Source organism: Acinetobacter sp. XS-4 (genome assembly GCF_023920705.1).
In the GTDB taxonomy this organism is placed as follows: domain Bacteria; phylum Pseudomonadota; class Gammaproteobacteria; order Pseudomonadales; family Moraxellaceae; genus Acinetobacter.
On record NZ_CP094657.1, the window covers coordinates 4,059,963 to 4,076,382 of the forward strand.

15 protein-coding genes and 1 pseudogene are annotated in these 16,420 nt (G+C 41.4%); 4 read left to right on the forward strand and 12 right to left on the reverse strand.

Translation table 11 applies throughout. From position 1 onward, the window contains the following. The first annotated feature begins 138 nt into the window (after positions 1 to 138). On the forward strand, positions 139 to 831 hold the full coding sequence (locus tag MMY79_RS18880; protein ID WP_252610941.1) for a tetratricopeptide repeat protein: 693 nt from the start codon (positions 139 to 141) through the stop codon (positions 829 to 831). Positions 832 to 1,515: 684 nt separating this feature from the next. Continuing rightward, positions 1,516 to 1,800: a hypothetical protein gene (locus tag MMY79_RS18885; protein WP_252610943.1), complete on the forward strand. Its 285-nt coding sequence runs from the start codon at positions 1,516 to 1,518 to the stop codon at positions 1,798 to 1,800. A 104-nt stretch (positions 1,801 to 1,904) separates the two neighbouring features. Here MMY79_RS18885 and MMY79_RS18890 read toward each other — a convergent pair whose 3' ends face one another. The 9 genes and pseudogenes from MMY79_RS18890 to MMY79_RS18930 all read right to left on the reverse strand — a co-directional run bounded on the left by MMY79_RS18890 (position 1,905) and on the right by MMY79_RS18930 (position 10,729). Further along, the gene (locus MMY79_RS18890) at positions 1,905 to 2,324 is read right to left on the reverse strand and encodes an NUDIX domain-containing protein (protein WP_252610945.1); all 420 of its coding nucleotides are present in this window, start codon (positions 2,322 to 2,324) and stop codon (positions 1,905 to 1,907) included. Between the two features lie 330 nt (positions 2,325 to 2,654). Continuing rightward, a pseudogene (locus tag MMY79_RS18895) lies at positions 2,655 to 3,156 on the reverse strand (NUDIX domain-containing protein). 265 nt (positions 3,157 to 3,421) lie between these two features. Then, positions 3,422 to 3,997 (reverse strand): DUF4126 domain-containing protein, encoded by a 576-nt coding sequence (locus tag MMY79_RS18900; protein WP_078225511.1) that lies wholly within the window; start codon positions 3,995 to 3,997, stop codon positions 3,422 to 3,424. Between the two features lie 122 nt (positions 3,998 to 4,119). Next, positions 4,120 to 4,254: a zinc ribbon-containing protein gene (locus tag MMY79_RS18905; RefSeq protein ID WP_004640417.1), complete on the reverse strand. Its 135-nt coding sequence runs from the start codon at positions 4,252 to 4,254 to the stop codon at positions 4,120 to 4,122. 322 nt (positions 4,255 to 4,576) lie between these two features. Further along, entirely contained in the window at positions 4,577 to 5,092 is a 516-nt protein-coding gene (locus tag MMY79_RS18910) for a hypothetical protein (protein WP_013199240.1), read from the reverse strand. 219 nt (positions 5,093 to 5,311) lie between these two features. Continuing rightward, complete coding sequence (gene acnD / locus MMY79_RS18915) at positions 5,312 to 7,918, reverse strand: Fe/S-dependent 2-methylisocitrate dehydratase AcnD (RefSeq protein ID WP_252610949.1); 2,607 nt, start codon at positions 7,916 to 7,918, stop codon at positions 5,312 to 5,314. After that, positions 7,918 to 9,075 carry a 2-methylcitrate synthase gene (gene prpC, locus MMY79_RS18920; protein WP_003655705.1) on the reverse strand — a complete coding sequence of 386 codons (1,158 nt, stop codon included), beginning with the start codon at positions 9,073 to 9,075 and terminating at the stop codon, positions 7,918 to 7,920. Before prpC ends, acnD begins: the two co-directional genes overlap by 1 nt. Before the next feature lie 66 nt (positions 9,076 to 9,141). Continuing rightward, positions 9,142 to 10,026, reverse strand: a complete 885-nt coding sequence (gene prpB / locus MMY79_RS18925; protein ID WP_003655707.1) for a methylisocitrate lyase — start codon at positions 10,024 to 10,026, stop codon at positions 9,142 to 9,144. Further along, positions 10,019 to 10,729, reverse strand: coding sequence for a GntR family transcriptional regulator (locus MMY79_RS18930; protein ID WP_016139645.1), 711 nt, complete (start codon positions 10,727 to 10,729; stop codon positions 10,019 to 10,021). The genes prpB and MMY79_RS18930 overlap by 8 nt, the downstream gene beginning before the upstream one ends. 45 nt (positions 10,730 to 10,774) lie before the next feature. Between MMY79_RS18930 and MMY79_RS18935 the strand changes: the two genes are divergently transcribed. Beyond that, positions 10,775 to 10,909: a hypothetical protein gene (locus tag MMY79_RS18935; protein ID WP_252610951.1), complete on the forward strand. Its 135-nt coding sequence runs from the start codon at positions 10,775 to 10,777 to the stop codon at positions 10,907 to 10,909. A gap of 335 nt (positions 10,910 to 11,244) precedes the next feature. After that, positions 11,245 to 12,459, forward strand: a complete 1,215-nt coding sequence (locus tag MMY79_RS18940) for an amino acid aminotransferase (protein WP_252610953.1) — start codon at positions 11,245 to 11,247, stop codon at positions 12,457 to 12,459. 48 nt (positions 12,460 to 12,507) lie between these two features. Here MMY79_RS18940 and dld read toward each other — a convergent pair whose 3' ends face one another. From dld to lldR, 3 genes are all read right to left on the reverse strand, one after another. Then, entirely contained in the window at positions 12,508 to 14,214 is a 1,707-nt protein-coding gene (dld, locus tag MMY79_RS18945) for a D-lactate dehydrogenase (RefSeq protein ID WP_252610955.1), read from the reverse strand. 292 nt (positions 14,215 to 14,506) lie between these two features. Further along, on the reverse strand, positions 14,507 to 15,652 hold the full coding sequence (lldD, locus tag MMY79_RS18950) for an FMN-dependent L-lactate dehydrogenase LldD (RefSeq protein ID WP_092710004.1): 1,146 nt from the start codon (positions 15,650 to 15,652) through the stop codon (positions 14,507 to 14,509). Further along, entirely contained in the window at positions 15,649 to 16,401 is a 753-nt protein-coding gene (gene lldR, locus MMY79_RS18955; protein ID WP_289781519.1) for a transcriptional regulator LldR, read from the reverse strand. The genes lldD and lldR overlap by 4 nt, the downstream gene beginning before the upstream one ends. Positions 16,402 to 16,420: the final 19 nt, after the last annotated feature.

Sequence of the window (16,420 nt, forward strand, 5' to 3'; positions counted from 1 at the left end):
TAAATAGATATTTAAAAAGTAAAATCAGATCATTTTAAAGTGATATCAGCCACAGAGACATATTTGACATTTTTCTTTTATATTCAAATAGATATAAAATTAAATAAATCTTCAAATTAATAAAATTCAGGATGAGATATGAAAATAAAAAAGTCTGCTTTTTATATATTTACCGTGATTTTCTCACTTCATTCTTCAGCATTTGCTGAACCGAGTGTCGCCGATATTCAATATCGTGCGGAACAAGGGCAACCCGTTGCTCAATATCATTTAGGCATGATGCTTTTAAGTGGCGAACAAGGCGTTGTTAAAAATTTTGAGCAAGCTTTTAAATGGTTAACGGCTGCTGACCAAAATGGAAGTGTAGGTGCAAAATATAGTTTAGGAATGCTGTATTACACAGGTGCTGGCGTCGAAAAAGATGCCAAGCGTGCTTTTGATTATTTTACTAAGGCTGCGGCCAAAGGTCATGCTAAAGCGCAATATAACTTAGGGGTGTTATATGACAGAGGTGAAGGAACTGCGCAAAATTATGTGCAGGCGTTTGAGTGGTTTAGTCGTGCTGCCGAACAAGGCTACCCACCCGCAGAATATAATTTAGCTCAGCTATATAATAAAGGTCACGGCGTCTCACAAAGTAATGAGCAAGCGCTTAAGTGGTACACCAAAGCGGCTGAGCATGGCGAAAGTGATGCCCAGTACAACTTGGCCCAAATGTATTTAAATGGTGAAGGCACGCCGAAAAACCCACAACTGGCAAAGAAATGGTTTCAGCAAGCTGCCAATGCAGGCGATGTAGATGCTAAAGAAGTTCTTAAAAGTTTAGAATAAAGTCGGTCACGCCTATAATATTTTTATTTATAAAATGATAAATTTCGATTACTAATAAAATTATATATCCAAATCATTTTATTCTTTATTTTTTCTAATTAAATATAAACATTAATTCTATTATTTTAAGAATAAATTTAGTTTTATTATTAAATCAAAAATATTTTAAATATTAAATTGACGTAATTAAAATCACCGATTATTATCTCGTTGCTGGCCTACATTGCCAGACGGTTTTGACAGACCGCGAATAACAAAGACGATATGCAAAATTCTTATTTTGTGTGTCGGGAACTCGTTCGCCCCCTTTTTCTCTATGGTAGGGCGGAAGGGGGACACCTTTGTGTGTGCTGGTTCCTTTGTTTCCAGTCTGTCAACCCTCTTTCGTTCTACCACCATAATCAATTGACGGTGATCTGGTGGTAGGACTCCATTTTTTAAGGAGTTGACCATGATACTTTTCAAACTTATTCCCTCTCCAATTTAATCATTTTATTTATTTAAAATTTGGGTTTTCTATTGCCTTATTTTTTAAATTTATAAATTATTTTTATTTTAAAAATTTAATTATTTTATTTTCCTATATTTATGGGAGGATTAATTATTACCTAAAATTTATTTAAAACCCTAAAACCAATTATATTTTTTATTCTACTCATAGATATAAATTATTATGAGAATAATATGACAATTTATAAACCTATTTTGGCTTTAAGTTTCGTTCTAGGCAGCTTGGGTATTTCGGGCTGTAAATTACACACCCAACAGGATTTTGAAAAAATTTGCCTGTCGGGTGGACACAGCAAAACCAGTTGTGACTGTATTTATCAGCGACTTGAACAAGCTTACTCTCCTAAGCTCATGCAACGCCTAGAACATGTCAGTTTGCAAAGTCCTGTTCTCCCACAGGACTTTGCCCCTACTTTCTTTAACGTCATGCAACGGTGTGACAAAAATGAGATGGGTTAAGCGCTTGGCTTAGCCCCTTTATCTCTGTGCCGCAATAGTTTATTACTTTAAATCAGCGCAAAAGATTAAAGCCTGTTGTGGCGCAGGGGCCTAAAGTTGTTTAGTTAGTTGAACTTGTATTTAGATTTAATAAATTCAAATAATTCTTTAAAAAGAGGATGCCATTCTTTTGTTGTAGCACTTAAGAAAGGATGCCAGAAAAAATCGAAAGTTAATCCATTATCATCTTCACAAAAATGTGACCATTTATCTTTTAAAGTCTCATGTGTACTACACACAAAAACATGCCAATCAGGCCCTGCCTCTGAAGGAATATGTTTACCTAGGTATGAATGAATTTGAGCACTCTTTATTCCAGATTCTTCATAAAGCTCACGCAAAGCGGCGTGTTCTAACTTTTCTTGATGCTCCACGGTGCCTTTAACGATTTGAATTCCTGCTAACGGATGTCTAAATACTAAAATCTCCAAGTTATTATTTATTTCCCTAAATACCACAGGAACCACTTTTTCTATTAAAGCCATGATCATTTTCTTCTTTAAATTTAAGTGGATATTATAAAGCTTAGTTAGAGTTCTAATACGTTAATAATGACGTAATTCTTAGAACTCCATAAAGTATTTAACATCCTTGTACGCTTTAACCTACAAACTTTTAGGGATTTTGCGGATTGGCGACACCCTGCTTTTCTCCTAATATCAACTCATACAGGAACAGGATGTTCCGGAACACAAAACAACAATAATAGGTTCATACACCAGGAGCGTGAGATACGACAGGAGTCATATCTAGCAACCAAATACGAAAAAGCCCAACAGGATGTTGGGCTTTTTTTATATCTGAATATTGGGATTTTAGGGTTTAAAAATCTCTGGCAGACTATCTGCAAGAATATTAGGAATGTTGTTTGGATAAACAGTCTCGTTGGTTTGGCTTAGTTCATCAAATGTCCACCAACGACTTTTACTAATCACAAGTTTTTCATGTTCTGACCAGTTTGACGTATTCACTTCTTCTTTTTTAATAAAAACAATAAAGAGCCTTTCATTAGAAATTACAACTTCCGCACTCGGCAACATCATTTCAAAATTGCGTGTTGCAACATGCGTGTCTACATTCTGTCGTACTACGCCTAACTCTTCATAAAGCTCTCGGCAAGCTGCTTGCTCGAAGGTTTCCCCTTCCTCAAGCCCGCCACCTACGGTTGCCCAATATAATTGTCCAGCCAAAGCATCATTTGTATGGGTAAACTGAAATAACAAAATTTGATAATTTTCATTAAGAACTAATAGTCTTGAAGATTTTCTAATACGCATTTGATTTTTTTCTTAAAGTAACAAGGTGGCTATTATTCATATTCATTTTGAAAAGTTAAATCATTTCTGAATGTACGCTTTAACCTACAAACTTTTAGGGATTTAGCGGATTGGCGACACCCTGCTTTTTTCCTATGATGAGTTCATACAGGAACAGGATGTTCCGGAACACAAAACAACAATAATAGGTTCATGCATCAGGACGTGAGATACGACAGGAGTCATATCTAGCAACCAAATACGAAAAAGCCCAACAGGATGTTGGGCTTTTTTTATGGTCATTTAAAAATGATATTGAAGTTAACCTATAGCGGACTATGCGCCTGTTCTTGCTTTTTATGGCGTATCCAACGTATTGCCAAAATAACAGCAATAACCACCACAATCGCAACAAGCGCAGGAACTAACAAAGCTGAAACCGAAAGCAAGATTGCTCCAATCCACTCCCCTGTAGCGACAACAAAATTCCCTAAGCCGCCTGTGGTTGCAGTTGAAACACCACGTGCAGCAACTGTACTCATTTGCACCACACCTGCCGTACCACCGCCCACAATAATCGCTGCCGCCCAACCTGCGAACTGTGACATTTCACCACTACTCACAGCCATGGTCGTTAACGTACCAGCAATCATGGCCGCAGGAGTCGCGACCGTGTCTAAAGCGTTATCGACCCATGGAATATAATAAGCTGCAACTTCACATACTGTTGCCACAGCTAAAGCCAAGCAAACCGATGGCATGGCCAACCACTCAAAACCTTTTGATGGCTCAAACCATCCCATCATTGTTGCAATGCTCATCACTAACAACGGTACAAACACGCGAAAACCGCAGGCAGCGCTCAGCCCCACGCCAATACATAAACCTAATATAGTTTCCATAACGGTTTCCTTTTTCATGCCCATCGCGGGTCTTGTTATGTAAGTCTTATTTTAAACTAACAAAAAGCCCCATCGGGTGACAGGGCTTTTTGTTAAATGCGAACGCAAATATTATTTTATTCTTAACGTTTAAACTCAGTGCAATAGCATTTAGTGCATGGTGGTAAACGATCTGTATTAATTTCTAAAAACACTCTCTGGCCACATTGAGCGCAGAAATAGAAGCCTGTTCCGGGTTTTTCGCCAGCTGTTACCATGATTGCATTCCTGTAATCGTATAGATATTAAACAGGAATATAACCCAGTTAGAGTGATTGTCAATTGTCCATTTCGCCCGATGATGATGGCATAAATGCAAAAAATGTTATTTGTACGATTTATCTTACAAACTTTTAGGGATTTAGCGGATTGGCGACTTACCACTTTTTTCCTATCATGAGTTCATACAGGAACAGGATGTTCCGGAACATAAAACAACAATAATAGGTTCATGCACTAGGAGCGTGAGATACGACAGGAGTCATATCTAGCAACCAAATACGAAAAAGCCCGACAGGATGTCGGGCTTTTTTTATATTCTTATTTTTCTGCTAAATAGCTTCTTACACGTGCATCATTGAGTAAAGTCATTACCCCTTCTGCAATACATCCATTTAAATCTTGTACTAACACACCACTCGTATGAGGAACGGTAAATGGAATAGTTTGTCCATTTCCTAAAGTCGCTTCGAATTTAATTTTACTGCGCCAGAAAAGCAGATTGGTGTAGGTACTACGTAATGAATTTACTTTAATCGCAATCGATTTCGATCCATTACCATCAACAGGTTGACCATTTTTCAATAGTTCTTTTTGAGTCTGTTGTACCATCGTTTCTGTAATAGACTTAATGCTAGAGTCCAGTTTTGTGCCCATATAAGAATATACAATCACTCGTTCATCTGAAGTTTGAGCATTGGTTACATCTGCCTTACCAATAACCTTCACAGGTTGAATTAAACCTGCACGTAAAGGGTACTCTGTACTTACATAAGGCATCGTCCCACAAGCAGTTAATATAAGAGAGCAAATTGAAATAATGAATAAGTTACGCATTGATATTTTTCCAAGAAATCTATTGTGATTTATATTTAAGTGTAAGAGCCGCGTATCTTAATGTAAGTTAAAGAGAATTTGATGACAAAAATAAAATAATTTTAAAAAATATAATATATGCAGTCATTCTTTATAATTAATTAACTATGTGTAAATAAATAAAAAACCCCACTCTAAAGCGGGGCTTTTAAAACCGTATCAATTATTTTTAACTCAATATTAAGCCACTTGGCCTTCTAAAAAGTCTTGTGCAAAACGCTGTAATACACCGCCCGCTTCATATACAGAAACTTCTTCTTCTGTATCTAAACGGCAAGTCACTGGCACTTCAAGAATCTCTTCTTTACCATCCGCTGTAGCACGTTCAATCACTAAAGTTAAAGTCGAACGCGGCGCGATATTACCAATCACGCTATAAAGCTCAGTACCATCTAGTTTTAAAGTCTTGCGGTTTACACCCGGTTTAAACTCAAGTGGTAACACGCCCATACCCACCAAGTTAGTACGGTGAATACGTTCAAAACCTTCTGCCACAATCACTTCAACACCTGCAAGGCGTACACCTTTCGCAGCCCAGTCACGGCTTGAACCCTGACCGTAGTCAGCACCCGCAACAATAATTAATGGCTGTTTACGGTTCATGTAGGTTTCAATCGCTTCCCACATACGCATCACTTCGCCTTCTGGCTCTACACGCGCTTTTGAACCTTGCTTAATGGTACCGTCTGAACGAACTACCATTTCGTTATAGAGTTTCGGGTTCGCAAATGTTGCACGTTGTGCAGTCAAATGGTCACCACGGTGAGTTGCGTATGAGTTGAAGTCTTCTTCTGGTAAGCCCATTTTATGAAGATATTCACCCGCAGCTGAGTCCATCAAAATCGCATTTGAAGGCGACAAGTGGTCAGTGGTGATGTTGTCACCCAAAATTGCAAGTGGGCGCATGTTCGCTAAAGTACGTGGTGCAGCCAACGCCCCTTCCCAATATGGTGGACGGCGGATGTAAGTACTTTGTGGACGCCAGTCGTAAAGTGGGCTTTCAGCTTCTTCTGTTACGCCTAAGTCAAACATTGGAATGTAGACTTTACGGAACTGTTCAGGCTTCACAGCTTCTTTAACTAACGCATCAATTTCAGCATCAGATGGCCAGATGTCTTTCAAGTAAATCGGGTTACCTTCTTTGTCATGACCTAAAGCATCTTTTTCGATGTCAAAACGAATTGTGCCCGCAATTGCATAAGCCACAACAAGCGGTGGAGATGCTAAGAACGCTTGTTTTGCATATGGATGGATACGGCCATCGAAGTTACGGTTACCAGACAGTACTGCTGTTGCGTACAAGTCACGGTCAATAATTTCTTGTTGAATGACTGGATCTAACGCGCCCGACATACCATTACACGTCGTACAAGCGTAAGCCACAATACCAAAACCAAGTTGTTCTAAGTCTTTTAGAACACCCGCTTCTTCAAGGTAAAGTGCAGCTGCTTTTGAACCCGGTGCAAATGATGATTTCACCCAAGGTTTACGAACCAAACCTAGCTCATTTGCCTTACGTGCCAACAAACCTGCCGCCACGGTGTTACGTGGGTTAGAAGTGTTGGTACATGAAGTGATTGCAGCAATAATGATTGCGCCATCAGGCATTAAGCCATCAGAACGGTTTTCAACAACACCAGCAATACCTTTTTCTTTTAGGTCCGCAGTTGAAACACGTGCATGTGGGTTTGATGGACCAGCGATGTTACGCGTTACTTTTGATAGGTCAAAACGTAGTACACGTGGGTACTCTGCTTTGGTCATGTCAGATGCCCAAAGACCGATTTCTTTTGCGTACTGTTCAACCAATGCCACTTGAGCATCTTCACGGCCTGTTAGGCGTAAGTAGTCGATTGTGTTTTGGTCGATGTAGAACATTGCAGCCGTAGCGCCATATTCTGGAGTCATGTTCGAAATGGTTGCACGGTCACCCACAGACATGCTGTCAGCACCTTCACCAAAGAACTCAAGGTAAGCACCCACTACGCGCTCTTTACGCAAGAACTCGGTTAAAGCAAGTACGATATCTGTTGCAGTAATGCCTGCTTGACGCTGACCTACAAACTCAACACCAATAATGTCTGGCAGACGCATCCAAGATGCACGGCCCAACATTACGTTTTCAGCTTCTAAGCCACCAACACCCACAGAAATTACGCCCAAAGCGTCTGTATGTGGCGTGTGTGAGTCTGTACCAACGCATGTGTCAGGGAATGCTACGCCATCACGCGCCTGAATCACCGGAGACATTTTCTCTAGGTTAATCTGGTGCATAATGCCGTTCCCCGCAGGGATTACATCGACATTTTTAAATGCAGTTTTAGTCCACTCAATAAAGTGGAAACGGTCTTCGTTACGACGGTCTTCAACAGCACGATTTTTTGCAAAAGCGTCTGGGTCAGCACCACCGTACTCCACTGCTAAAGAGTGGTCGACAATAAGCTGAGTCGGCACAACTGGGTTAACTTTAGATGGGTCGCCACCTTTGTCGGCAATCGCATCACGTAAACCTGCAAGGTCAACCAGTGCAGTTTGACCCAAGATGTCATGACACACCACGCGCGCTGGGTACCAAGGAAAGTCCAAGTCCTGACGGCTTTCAATTAACTGTTTTAAATAAGCAGTTAAATTCTCGGCATCGGCACGGCGTACCAATTGCTCTGCAAGTATTTTAGATGTGTAAGGCAGTTTTTCGTATGCGCCTGGCTGAATATCTTCAACGGCTTGACGCACGTCATAATATTCAAGCTGGGTACCTGCCAGCGGTTTACGGTATTTTGTATTCATTAACCACGCTCCGCCAATGGTTTGAATTTGAGGTTTTCAGGGCCTGTGTAGTTCGCGCTTGGACGAATGATTTTGCCGTCTTGGCGTTGTTCAATCACGTGAGCTGACCAACCTGCTGTACGTGCAATTACGAATAATGGTGTGAACATTGCAGTTGGAACACCCATTAAGTGATAGCTCACTGCACTAAACCAGTCGAGGTTCGGGAACATGTTTTTCGCATCTTTCATCACTGCTTCTAAGCGCTCAGCAATGAGGTACATTTTGGTGTTCTCTTGCGCTTGTGCTAAGTCGTGCGCAACTTTTTTGATGACTTCGTTACGTGGGTCAGAAATTGTATAGACTGGGTGACCAAAACCGATCACAACTTCTTTCTTCTCAACACGGCTACGGATATCTGCTTCTGCTTCGTCTGCATTGTCATAACGTTGTTGAATTACGAATGCAACTTCGTTCGCACCACCATGTTTAGGTCCACGAAGTGCACCAATACCGCCAGTAATTGCCGAGTACATGTCTGAACCTGTACCTGCAACCACGCGTGAAGTAAATGTAGACGCATTGAACTCATGCTCAGCATACAAAATGAGAGATGTATGCATTGCTTCAATCCACTCTTCAGATGGTTTTTCACCATGAAGTAAGTGTAAGAAATGCGCTGCAATTGAGTCGTCATCAGTTTCAACTTCAATACGACGACCGTTGTTGCTGAAGTGGTACCAATAAAGCAGCATTGAGCCTAGGCTCGCCATTAATTTATCAGCAATGTCTTTTGCGCCCGCTTCGTTGTGGTCTTCGTGTTCTGGAGTTAAGCAACCAAGAACTGAAACACCTGTACGCATTACATCCATTGGGTGTGCAGACGGAGGAAGTTGTTCAAGTGCAGTTTTAAGTGCTGCTGGTAAGCCACGAAGTGCTTTTAATTTTGCTTTATATGCTTTGAGTTCAGCTTTGTTCGGTAGTTTGCCATGTACAAGCAAGTGAGCAACTTCTTCAAACTGGCTACCGACGGCAAGGTCAAGAATGTCATAGCCACGATAGTGCAAGTCGTTACCGCTACGTCCTACGGTACAAAGTGCTGTGTTTCCTGCAACTTGTCCGCTAAGTGCAACTGATTTTTTTGGTTTGAAGCCTGTTGTTGTTTCATTTGAGCTCATAAGATTGTCCTTTCCTATCTATTTAAATTATTTGGGAAACACGGCATATGTACCGTGTTTTACTTCTTATTTCTTTTTAGCAAATGCGTTGTCTAAGTAGTCTTCAAACGCATAGTAGTTAATGCGTTCATATAACTCTTTACGCGTTTGCATAATATCAACCACGTTCTTTTGTGTACCTTCTTTACGTAAAGTTTCATATACAGTTTCGGCTGCTTTGTTCATGGCACGGAAAGCAGAAAGCGGATAAAGCGCAAGGCTTACATCGGCAGATGCTAACTCTTCAGTAGTAAACAGTGGTGTAGAACCAAACTCGGTAATGTTTGCCAAAATTGGTGCACCAGTTGTCTGAGCAAATTGCTTGTACATATCAAGCTCGGTAATTGCTTCAGGGAACAACATGTCTGCACCCGCTTCAATGTAAGCACCTGCACGGTCAATTGCAGCTTGTAAACCATCTACTGCCAATGCATCGGTACGTGCCATAATCACGAAGCTGTCATCACCACGCGCATCAACCGCAGCTTTAATACGGTCAACCATTTCTTCTTGAGTCACAATGGCTTTGTTCGGACGGTGACCACAACGTTTTGCGCCCACTTGGTCTTCAATGTGCATTGCCGCAGCACCAAACTTGATCAGTGCTTTTGTAGTACGGGCAATGTTAAATGCAGAAGCACCAAAACCTGTGTCGGCATCGACCAATAATGGAAGATCACATACATCGGTAATACGGCGTACGTCTGTCAATACATCATCAAGGTTACTAATTCCCAAATCAGGTAAGCCTAAAGAACCAGCGGCTACACCACCACCTGATAAGTAAATCGCTTTATAACCTGCACGTTTTGCCAAAAGTGCATGATTGGCGTTAATGGTTCCAACCACTTGTAATGGCTTTTCTTGGGCTACTGCATCGCGAAATAGCTGACCTGCGGATTGTTTAGCCATTGTTATGTTCTCCTTGTGCTTGTAGCAGTGTTTGCTCAATAATTTTGTAAGAAGCATTGATATGTCGATGCATGAGCAGCTCGGCAAGTTCACCATCGCCTTCTGCAATTGCATCTAAAATACGGATGTGTTCGTCCCAAGCTTTGCTCGGTCGATCGGGTGTGTTTGAAAACTGAATTCGGTACATGCGGATGAGATGATAGAGCTCATCGCATAGCATTTTTTCTAGGGTTTTATTTCCACTACTTTTGATAATGCAGTAGTGAAAATCATCCTGCCCTTCTTGCAAGTAATATCCTTTACCTGCTTTAAAGTTTTCATCTTCAGCATGCATACGCAAAACATCACGTAGCGCCAAAATTTGCTTTTTATCAATATGCTGTGCAGCAAGATTGCAGGCTAAACCTTCTAAAGACGCACGAATTTGGTAAAGCTCTTTAAACTGTTGCAGTGAAAGCGAAACCACGCGTGCACCAACATGAGCTGTGCGCTCAACCAAACGTTGCCCTTCAAGGCGATGAATCGCTTCACGCAAAGGCCCACGGCTAATGCCATAAGTTCTTGCCAGTTCGGGTTCAGAAATTTTGCTACCTGCCGGAATTTGACCCAAAACAATCGCCGTCTGTATTTGTTTAAATACATTCTCGGTCAGTGTTCTTCCCTGACTTTGTAATGGCTCTGGTGCGAAGGTCAAATCTTGCATATTGTCGACAATTTCTAATCAATTATCAGTTTTATAGCGGTATGAATGAAAAAAATCAAGGTGATTGTTGACACTTTAGAGAACGCATCAGGTCAACTTTTATCGTTTGACCGCTTATTTCACCCTATATTTAGACACTTACACTGCCTACCTATTAGTTATTACAAAACAAATGTTTAATATAATTTTATCTATCGTTTTATGGCTTTTCTGGTATCAGTTTTAGATAGCTAATTTTTTGTTTCAAACTTTAGTCTACAAGGCATGTATTACAGCAAGATTGTAGACAATCTATTTAAATGAAATCATGAGTTATAAATTAGTATCTATTTACCATAATTTCTTTTACATCTTTTTTATCGTTTCTTCTGGGAAATATCGATATTAGTGAAATTATCAGGTGCTTCATGGTAGCTTTATTGGTACATTATTGAGCATCGACATAGATGTAACGTATTTTTCGAAACAGAAAAAACTTAACTCTATGCATATTGTTGAATGAAAGGACTTTTTTGATGTTTCAACATATCCCCCCATACGCAGGCGACCCAATTTTATCTTTAATGGAACAGTTCAACGCTGATACTCGTTCTGAGAAAGTAAACTTGAGTATTGGTCTTTATTATAACGAAGACAGTATTGTTCCTCAGTTAGAAACCATTCTTGAGGCGCAAAAGCGTATTGAGCCTAAGAACGGTAAAACCAAACTTTACTTGCCAATGGAAGGCTTCAAACCTTACCGTGAAGCAATTCAAGCACTTTTATTTGGTGCAAACAGCCCAGCAGTTAAAGCTGGCCGTGCTGTGACGATCCAAACGCTTGGTGGTTCAGGTGCGTTGAAAGTTGGTGCTGACTTCTTAAAAAATTATTTCCCAAATTCAGACGTTTGGGTAAGCCAACCAACTTGGGATAACCACGTTGCGATTTTCAATGGCGCTGGTATCAAGACTCATTTCTACCCATATTTCGATAACGAAACACGTGGTGTAGATTTTGACGGTATGCTTTCTACACTTAAAACTTTGCCTGAGCAAAGCATTGTGTTATTGCACCCATGCTGCCACAACCCAACGGGTGCTGACTTAAATCCAGCACAATGGGACCAAGTGATTGCAGTATTAAAAGATCGTAACCTTATTCCATTCCTAGATATCGCTTACCAAGGTTTCGGTGACGGTATGGAAGAAGATGCGTATGCAATCCGTGCTTTAGACCAAGCGGGTCTAAACTTCATTGTGAGCAACTCGTTCTCTAAAATCTTCTCTTTATATGGCGAGCGCGTTGGCGGCTTAACTTTCGTTTGTGATGATGCAGAAGCTGCTCAATGCACATTCGGTCAGTTAAAAGCGACTGTACGTCGTATTTACTCTAGCCCTCCTACAACAGGTGCATGGTTGGTTGACGAAGTGTTAAATGACGCTGAACTTAACCAACAATGGCAAGGTGAAGTAAAAGAGATGCGTGAGCGTATTATTAAAATGCGTAGCATCTTGAAAGACGAACTCACTAAAGCACTACCAGATCGTGACTTTAGCTACCTTGTAAACCAAAAAGGTATGTTCAGCTACACAGGTTTAACTGCGGAACAAGTTGATATCTTGCGTGAAGAATATGCAATTTATTTAGTACGCAGTGGTCGTATTTGTGTTGCTGGTTTAAACATGAACAATGTTTACACTGTTGCTAAAGCAGTTGCAGAAGTGCTTACTAAATCAACAGAAGCGGCATAATACAGCTATTAAAAAAGGCGCTTCGGCGCCTTTTTTTATATCTCAATACTAAGGTTTGCTTTTGCCCCAATACTTCAGTTTTGAGGTATGCCCAATCCCCACATTAAAACTGTTAGTTGGGTCGAGTTTTTTATAGAAATTGGCTAAGGCAGGTTTAGCAATGTAGAGATGCCCGACATTATGCTCTGCTGGATATTCAGCACGGCGCACATCGAGTAATTTCCACATTTGATGTTCCATTTCTAAAGGGTCATTACCCTTTTTAAGAATATAGTCCTGATGAAAAACATGACAAAAGAAATGCCCATAATAAAGCTTATGAAGGATGTTCTTTTCCATCTCGGCTGGCAGTTGCTCTACCCACTCACGGTCATTGCGACGTAACGCAATATCAAGCGCCACAATATCTTCAACTTCACTACGATGCGTATCTCGATAACGAATTGCTGCCCCTGCAATCGCAAAACGGTGTAAGAAAGCCTTTCGCCCTTCCTCTTCACTACATACGAAATAGCTACCTGACTGATGCACTGCAAAATATTCTTTTAAAAACTGCTCGGTCTGTGCTTTTGAATTATTTTCGACACGCAGCACTAAATGATGCTCATAACGATCTCGATACTCGGTCATACGCTTAGGCAAATGACTCGGTAAAAAGAAGGTAATTGCCTGTAAAATCTGATCCGTTAAACCTTTAATTTTAAATCTTTCTAAGAAACCATCGACTTTATCTTTCATCGCAAAAGCTTTGGGAACATTGGCTGTGCCAAATTTTTCAATAAATAAGAACGTGTCTTTTCCGTACTTTTCACCAATCAAGTAAGCATCTCGGTGAATATATTCACCTGCTATCGGCAAGCTTGGTAGTGAGGTTAGTAAGTAACGACGAATAGCGGTTAAATCATCGGCATCATTACTGCCAATATAAAAGACATTACTCTCTACTTTTTCATAGGTATCAAGGCGTACCGCAAACACACAGACTTTACCAGCCGAACCCGAGGCTTCAAACAATCGTGACGGGTCTGCATTAAAGCGCGCGGGTGTATCTTCATCGACCTGAGTCACATCGTATGCATAACGATGGTCCGATGCCTGCTTTTCGCCATCATCTAAAATATCTACGGCTTTATATTTCTGCTTCTCTAAACGTGTCAAAATTTCTTCGGGAGTCGAGCCTAAATTCACCCCTAAATGGTTCACCAGCTCTAATTGACCAGCAGTATTCACCTGAGCATATAACGCCAGCTCAGTATACGCAGGACCACGGCGTACCAACGCACCACCCGAGTTATTACACACACCGCCAAGTACCGATGCCCCAATACAAGATGAACCAATTACTGAATGCGGTTCACGATCATAGCCTTTTAAAATTTGCTCTAAATTATCTAAGGTCGCACCCGGTAAACAAATCACTTGCTTACCATCATGAATGACTTGTATGCCTTTTAAACGACGCGTACTCATCACTAAAACAGGACGATCATAATCATCACCATACGGGGTTGAACCACCAGTGAGTCCTGTATTCGCCGCCTGCATAATCACCACATAATCAGCATCAATTGCAGCTTGGAGCACCTGCCATTGCTCTAGCAAGCTCCCCGGCACCACCACAGCAAGTACTTTCCCCTCACCAAAACGACGACCTTGACGATACTGACGCATACTTTGATCATCAGTCAAAACATGCGAACGCCCTACAATATTCTGTAAACGTTCGATCACTACTTGAGGAGAAAATGTTTGCATGATGGTTTCCTTTTGGTCATCCATTTATCAAATTAGACCAACACGACGGGATCTTACCGTTTGTAATTTATAATTTAATTAGCTCATTCTCTAATGTGAATCAGCCCTATATTTACTATCGCGGTTGGCGGCAGGGATGCCGCCGTTTCGATGCGGTAGCAAGGACGTACCGTCATCGAAACAAAAGTTTTTGGTTACTTTTTTAAAAAAGTAACGTCAATTAGCTACTTATATTGAACTTTTCCCGATAAGACTCCGTCGTGCCAATATCATCAAAGTTAATACGAAAATATTAGAGCTTCATCGCCTGTACTAAACAATCCGCATTAATATCCGAAATCGACTTAGCACCCGTAAGCGTCATCGCAACACGCATTTCTTTATCAATCAAATCAAGCAAGTTCGACACCCCTTGCCCACCTGCTGCTGCCAAGGCATAAACAAATGCACGGCCAAGCAAAACCGTATCAGCACCGAGCGCCAACATACGCACCACATCTAGGCCATTACGGATGCCTGAGTCGGCCAAAATCGCCAAATCACCTTTCACTGCGTCAGCAATTGCAGGCAATGCACGAGCAGATGACATCACGCCATCTAACTGACGACCGCCGTGGTTTGACACCACAATACCATCTGCACCAAAACGCACGGCATCTTTGGCATCTTCAGGGTCTAAAATCCCCTTAATCACCATTGGGCCATCCCAAAATTCACGAATCCACTCAAGGTCTTTCCATGAAATCGATGGGTCGAAGTTCGAGCCCAACCAGCCAATATAATCTTCAAGACCAGTCGGTTTACCTAAATATTTAGATATATTGCCCAAGTCGTGCGGACGGCCCATTAAGCCGACATTCCACGACCAATGTGGATGAAACATAGACTGCATATAACGACGCATTGCAGCATTTGGTCCACTCATTCCCGAATGGGCATCACGGTAACGCGCACCTGGCACAGGCATATCTACAGTAAACACAAGTGTTGAGCAGCCCGCCGCTTTTGCACGTTCCAAAGCATTACGCATAAACCCACGGTCACGTAATACATAAAGCTGGAACCACATTGGGCGATTAATTGCAGGCGCAACTTCTTCAATCGGACACACCGAAACCGTTGAAAGCGTAAATGGAATGCCCTTTTTATCGGCTGCCATCGCTGCCTGCACTTCGCCACGGCGTGCATACATGCCTGTTAAACCAACCGGTGCCAACGCAACTGGCATCGACAATGTTTCATTAAACAGTTTTGTCTCTAAACTTAACGCTGACATGTCATTAAGCACACGCTGACGCAATGCAATTTCTGACAAATCTTGTACGTTACGCTTTAAGGTATGTTCCGAATACGCTCCACCATCAATGTAATGAAATAAAAATGGAGGTAAGCGACGCTGTGCCGCAGCACGATAATCATTGCCAGAAGAAATAATCATTTTGAATCAACTCTATTTAAACGATTTGCACGTTTCTGGCGAGCTTCGTCTTCATCCAGAGAACGCACATGATTAATCACAAATTCAATATGACCGCAGACAGCTTGGCGTGCGGCCTCGGGATCTTTACGATCGATCGCATCCATGACCTGAAAATGCTGCTCACTCAGCAAGTCACTATTTATTGGATCGTTATAAACTTTTTTACGTCCCAACAAGACGTTGTATTGCAACAAATCAAACAGGCTACGCATCATCTGAATCAGCACCACATTATGAGATGCTTCTGCAATCGCCAAGTGGAATTCAGCATCTGCCACCGCAGCTTGTGCTGAGTCACCCGCATTTTGATGACGACTAATTTCATTAAAATAATGACGGATTTTGGCGCGATCTTCAGGTGTTGAGCGCAATGCGGCATACCATGCTGTGCCACCTTCAAGTAATAACCGCGCCTCTTGCACATCAAAACGGTACAGCGGATCTTCTTCAATCAGGTTACTAATTGGATTTACAATCAGTTGCTGTGGCCACTGTTCAGGTAACTGCTGAATATAAGTCCCATCTCCACGGCGGCTACTGAGTACACCTTGACTATTGAGCTGTTGAATCGCTTCACGCAAAGAAGGACGAGAAACTCCTAAGCTTGTTGCAAGCTGGCGTTCGGCAGGCAAACGATCACCTTTTTTCATGTGACGCTCTTCAATTAATGCCTGCAATTTCATGACCACTTGATCGGAGATTCTCATCGCGTTTCCTTCACTGGAG

Excerpts from the sequence above, each read along its gene's own strand:
- MMY79_RS18880 (WP_252610941.1), top strand. The coding sequence starts at position 139 with ATGAAAATAAAAAAGTCTGCTTTTTATATATTTACCGTGATTTTCTCA.
- MMY79_RS18885 (WP_252610943.1), top strand. The coding sequence starts at position 1,516 with ATGACAATTTATAAACCTATTTTGGCTTTAAGTTTCGTTCTAGGCAGC.
- MMY79_RS18890 (WP_252610945.1), bottom strand. The coding sequence starts at position 2,324 with ATGGCTTTAATAGAAAAAGTGGTTCCTGTGGTATTTAGGGAAATAAAT.
- MMY79_RS18900 (WP_078225511.1), bottom strand. The coding sequence starts at position 3,997 with ATGGAAACTATATTAGGTTTATGTATTGGCGTGGGGCTGAGCGCTGCC.
- MMY79_RS18905 (WP_004640417.1), bottom strand. The coding sequence starts at position 4,254 with ATGGTAACAGCTGGCGAAAAACCCGGAACAGGCTTCTATTTCTGCGCT.
- MMY79_RS18910 (WP_013199240.1), bottom strand. The coding sequence starts at position 5,092 with ATGCGTAACTTATTCATTATTTCAATTTGCTCTCTTATATTAACTGCT.
- acnD (WP_252610949.1), bottom strand. The coding sequence starts at position 7,918 with ATGAATACAAAATACCGTAAACCGCTGGCAGGTACCCAGCTTGAATAT.
- prpC (WP_003655705.1), bottom strand. The coding sequence starts at position 9,075 with ATGAGCTCAAATGAAACAACAACAGGCTTCAAACCAAAAAAATCAGTT.
- prpB (WP_003655707.1), bottom strand. The coding sequence starts at position 10,026 with ATGGCTAAACAATCCGCAGGTCAGCTATTTCGCGATGCAGTAGCCCAA.
- MMY79_RS18930 (WP_016139645.1), bottom strand. The coding sequence starts at position 10,729 with ATGCAAGATTTGACCTTCGCACCAGAGCCATTACAAAGTCAGGGAAGA.
- MMY79_RS18935 (WP_252610951.1), top strand. The coding sequence starts at position 10,775 with ATGAAAAAAATCAAGGTGATTGTTGACACTTTAGAGAACGCATCAGGT.
- MMY79_RS18940 (WP_252610953.1), top strand. The coding sequence starts at position 11,245 with ATGTTTCAACATATCCCCCCATACGCAGGCGACCCAATTTTATCTTTA.
- dld (WP_252610955.1), bottom strand. The coding sequence starts at position 14,214 with ATGCAAACATTTTCTCCTCAAGTAGTGATCGAACGTTTACAGAATATT.
- lldD (WP_092710004.1), bottom strand. The coding sequence starts at position 15,652 with ATGATTATTTCTTCTGGCAATGATTATCGTGCTGCGGCACAGCGTCGC.
- lldR (WP_289781519.1), bottom strand. The coding sequence starts at position 16,401 with ATGAGAATCTCCGATCAAGTGGTCATGAAATTGCAGGCATTAATTGAA.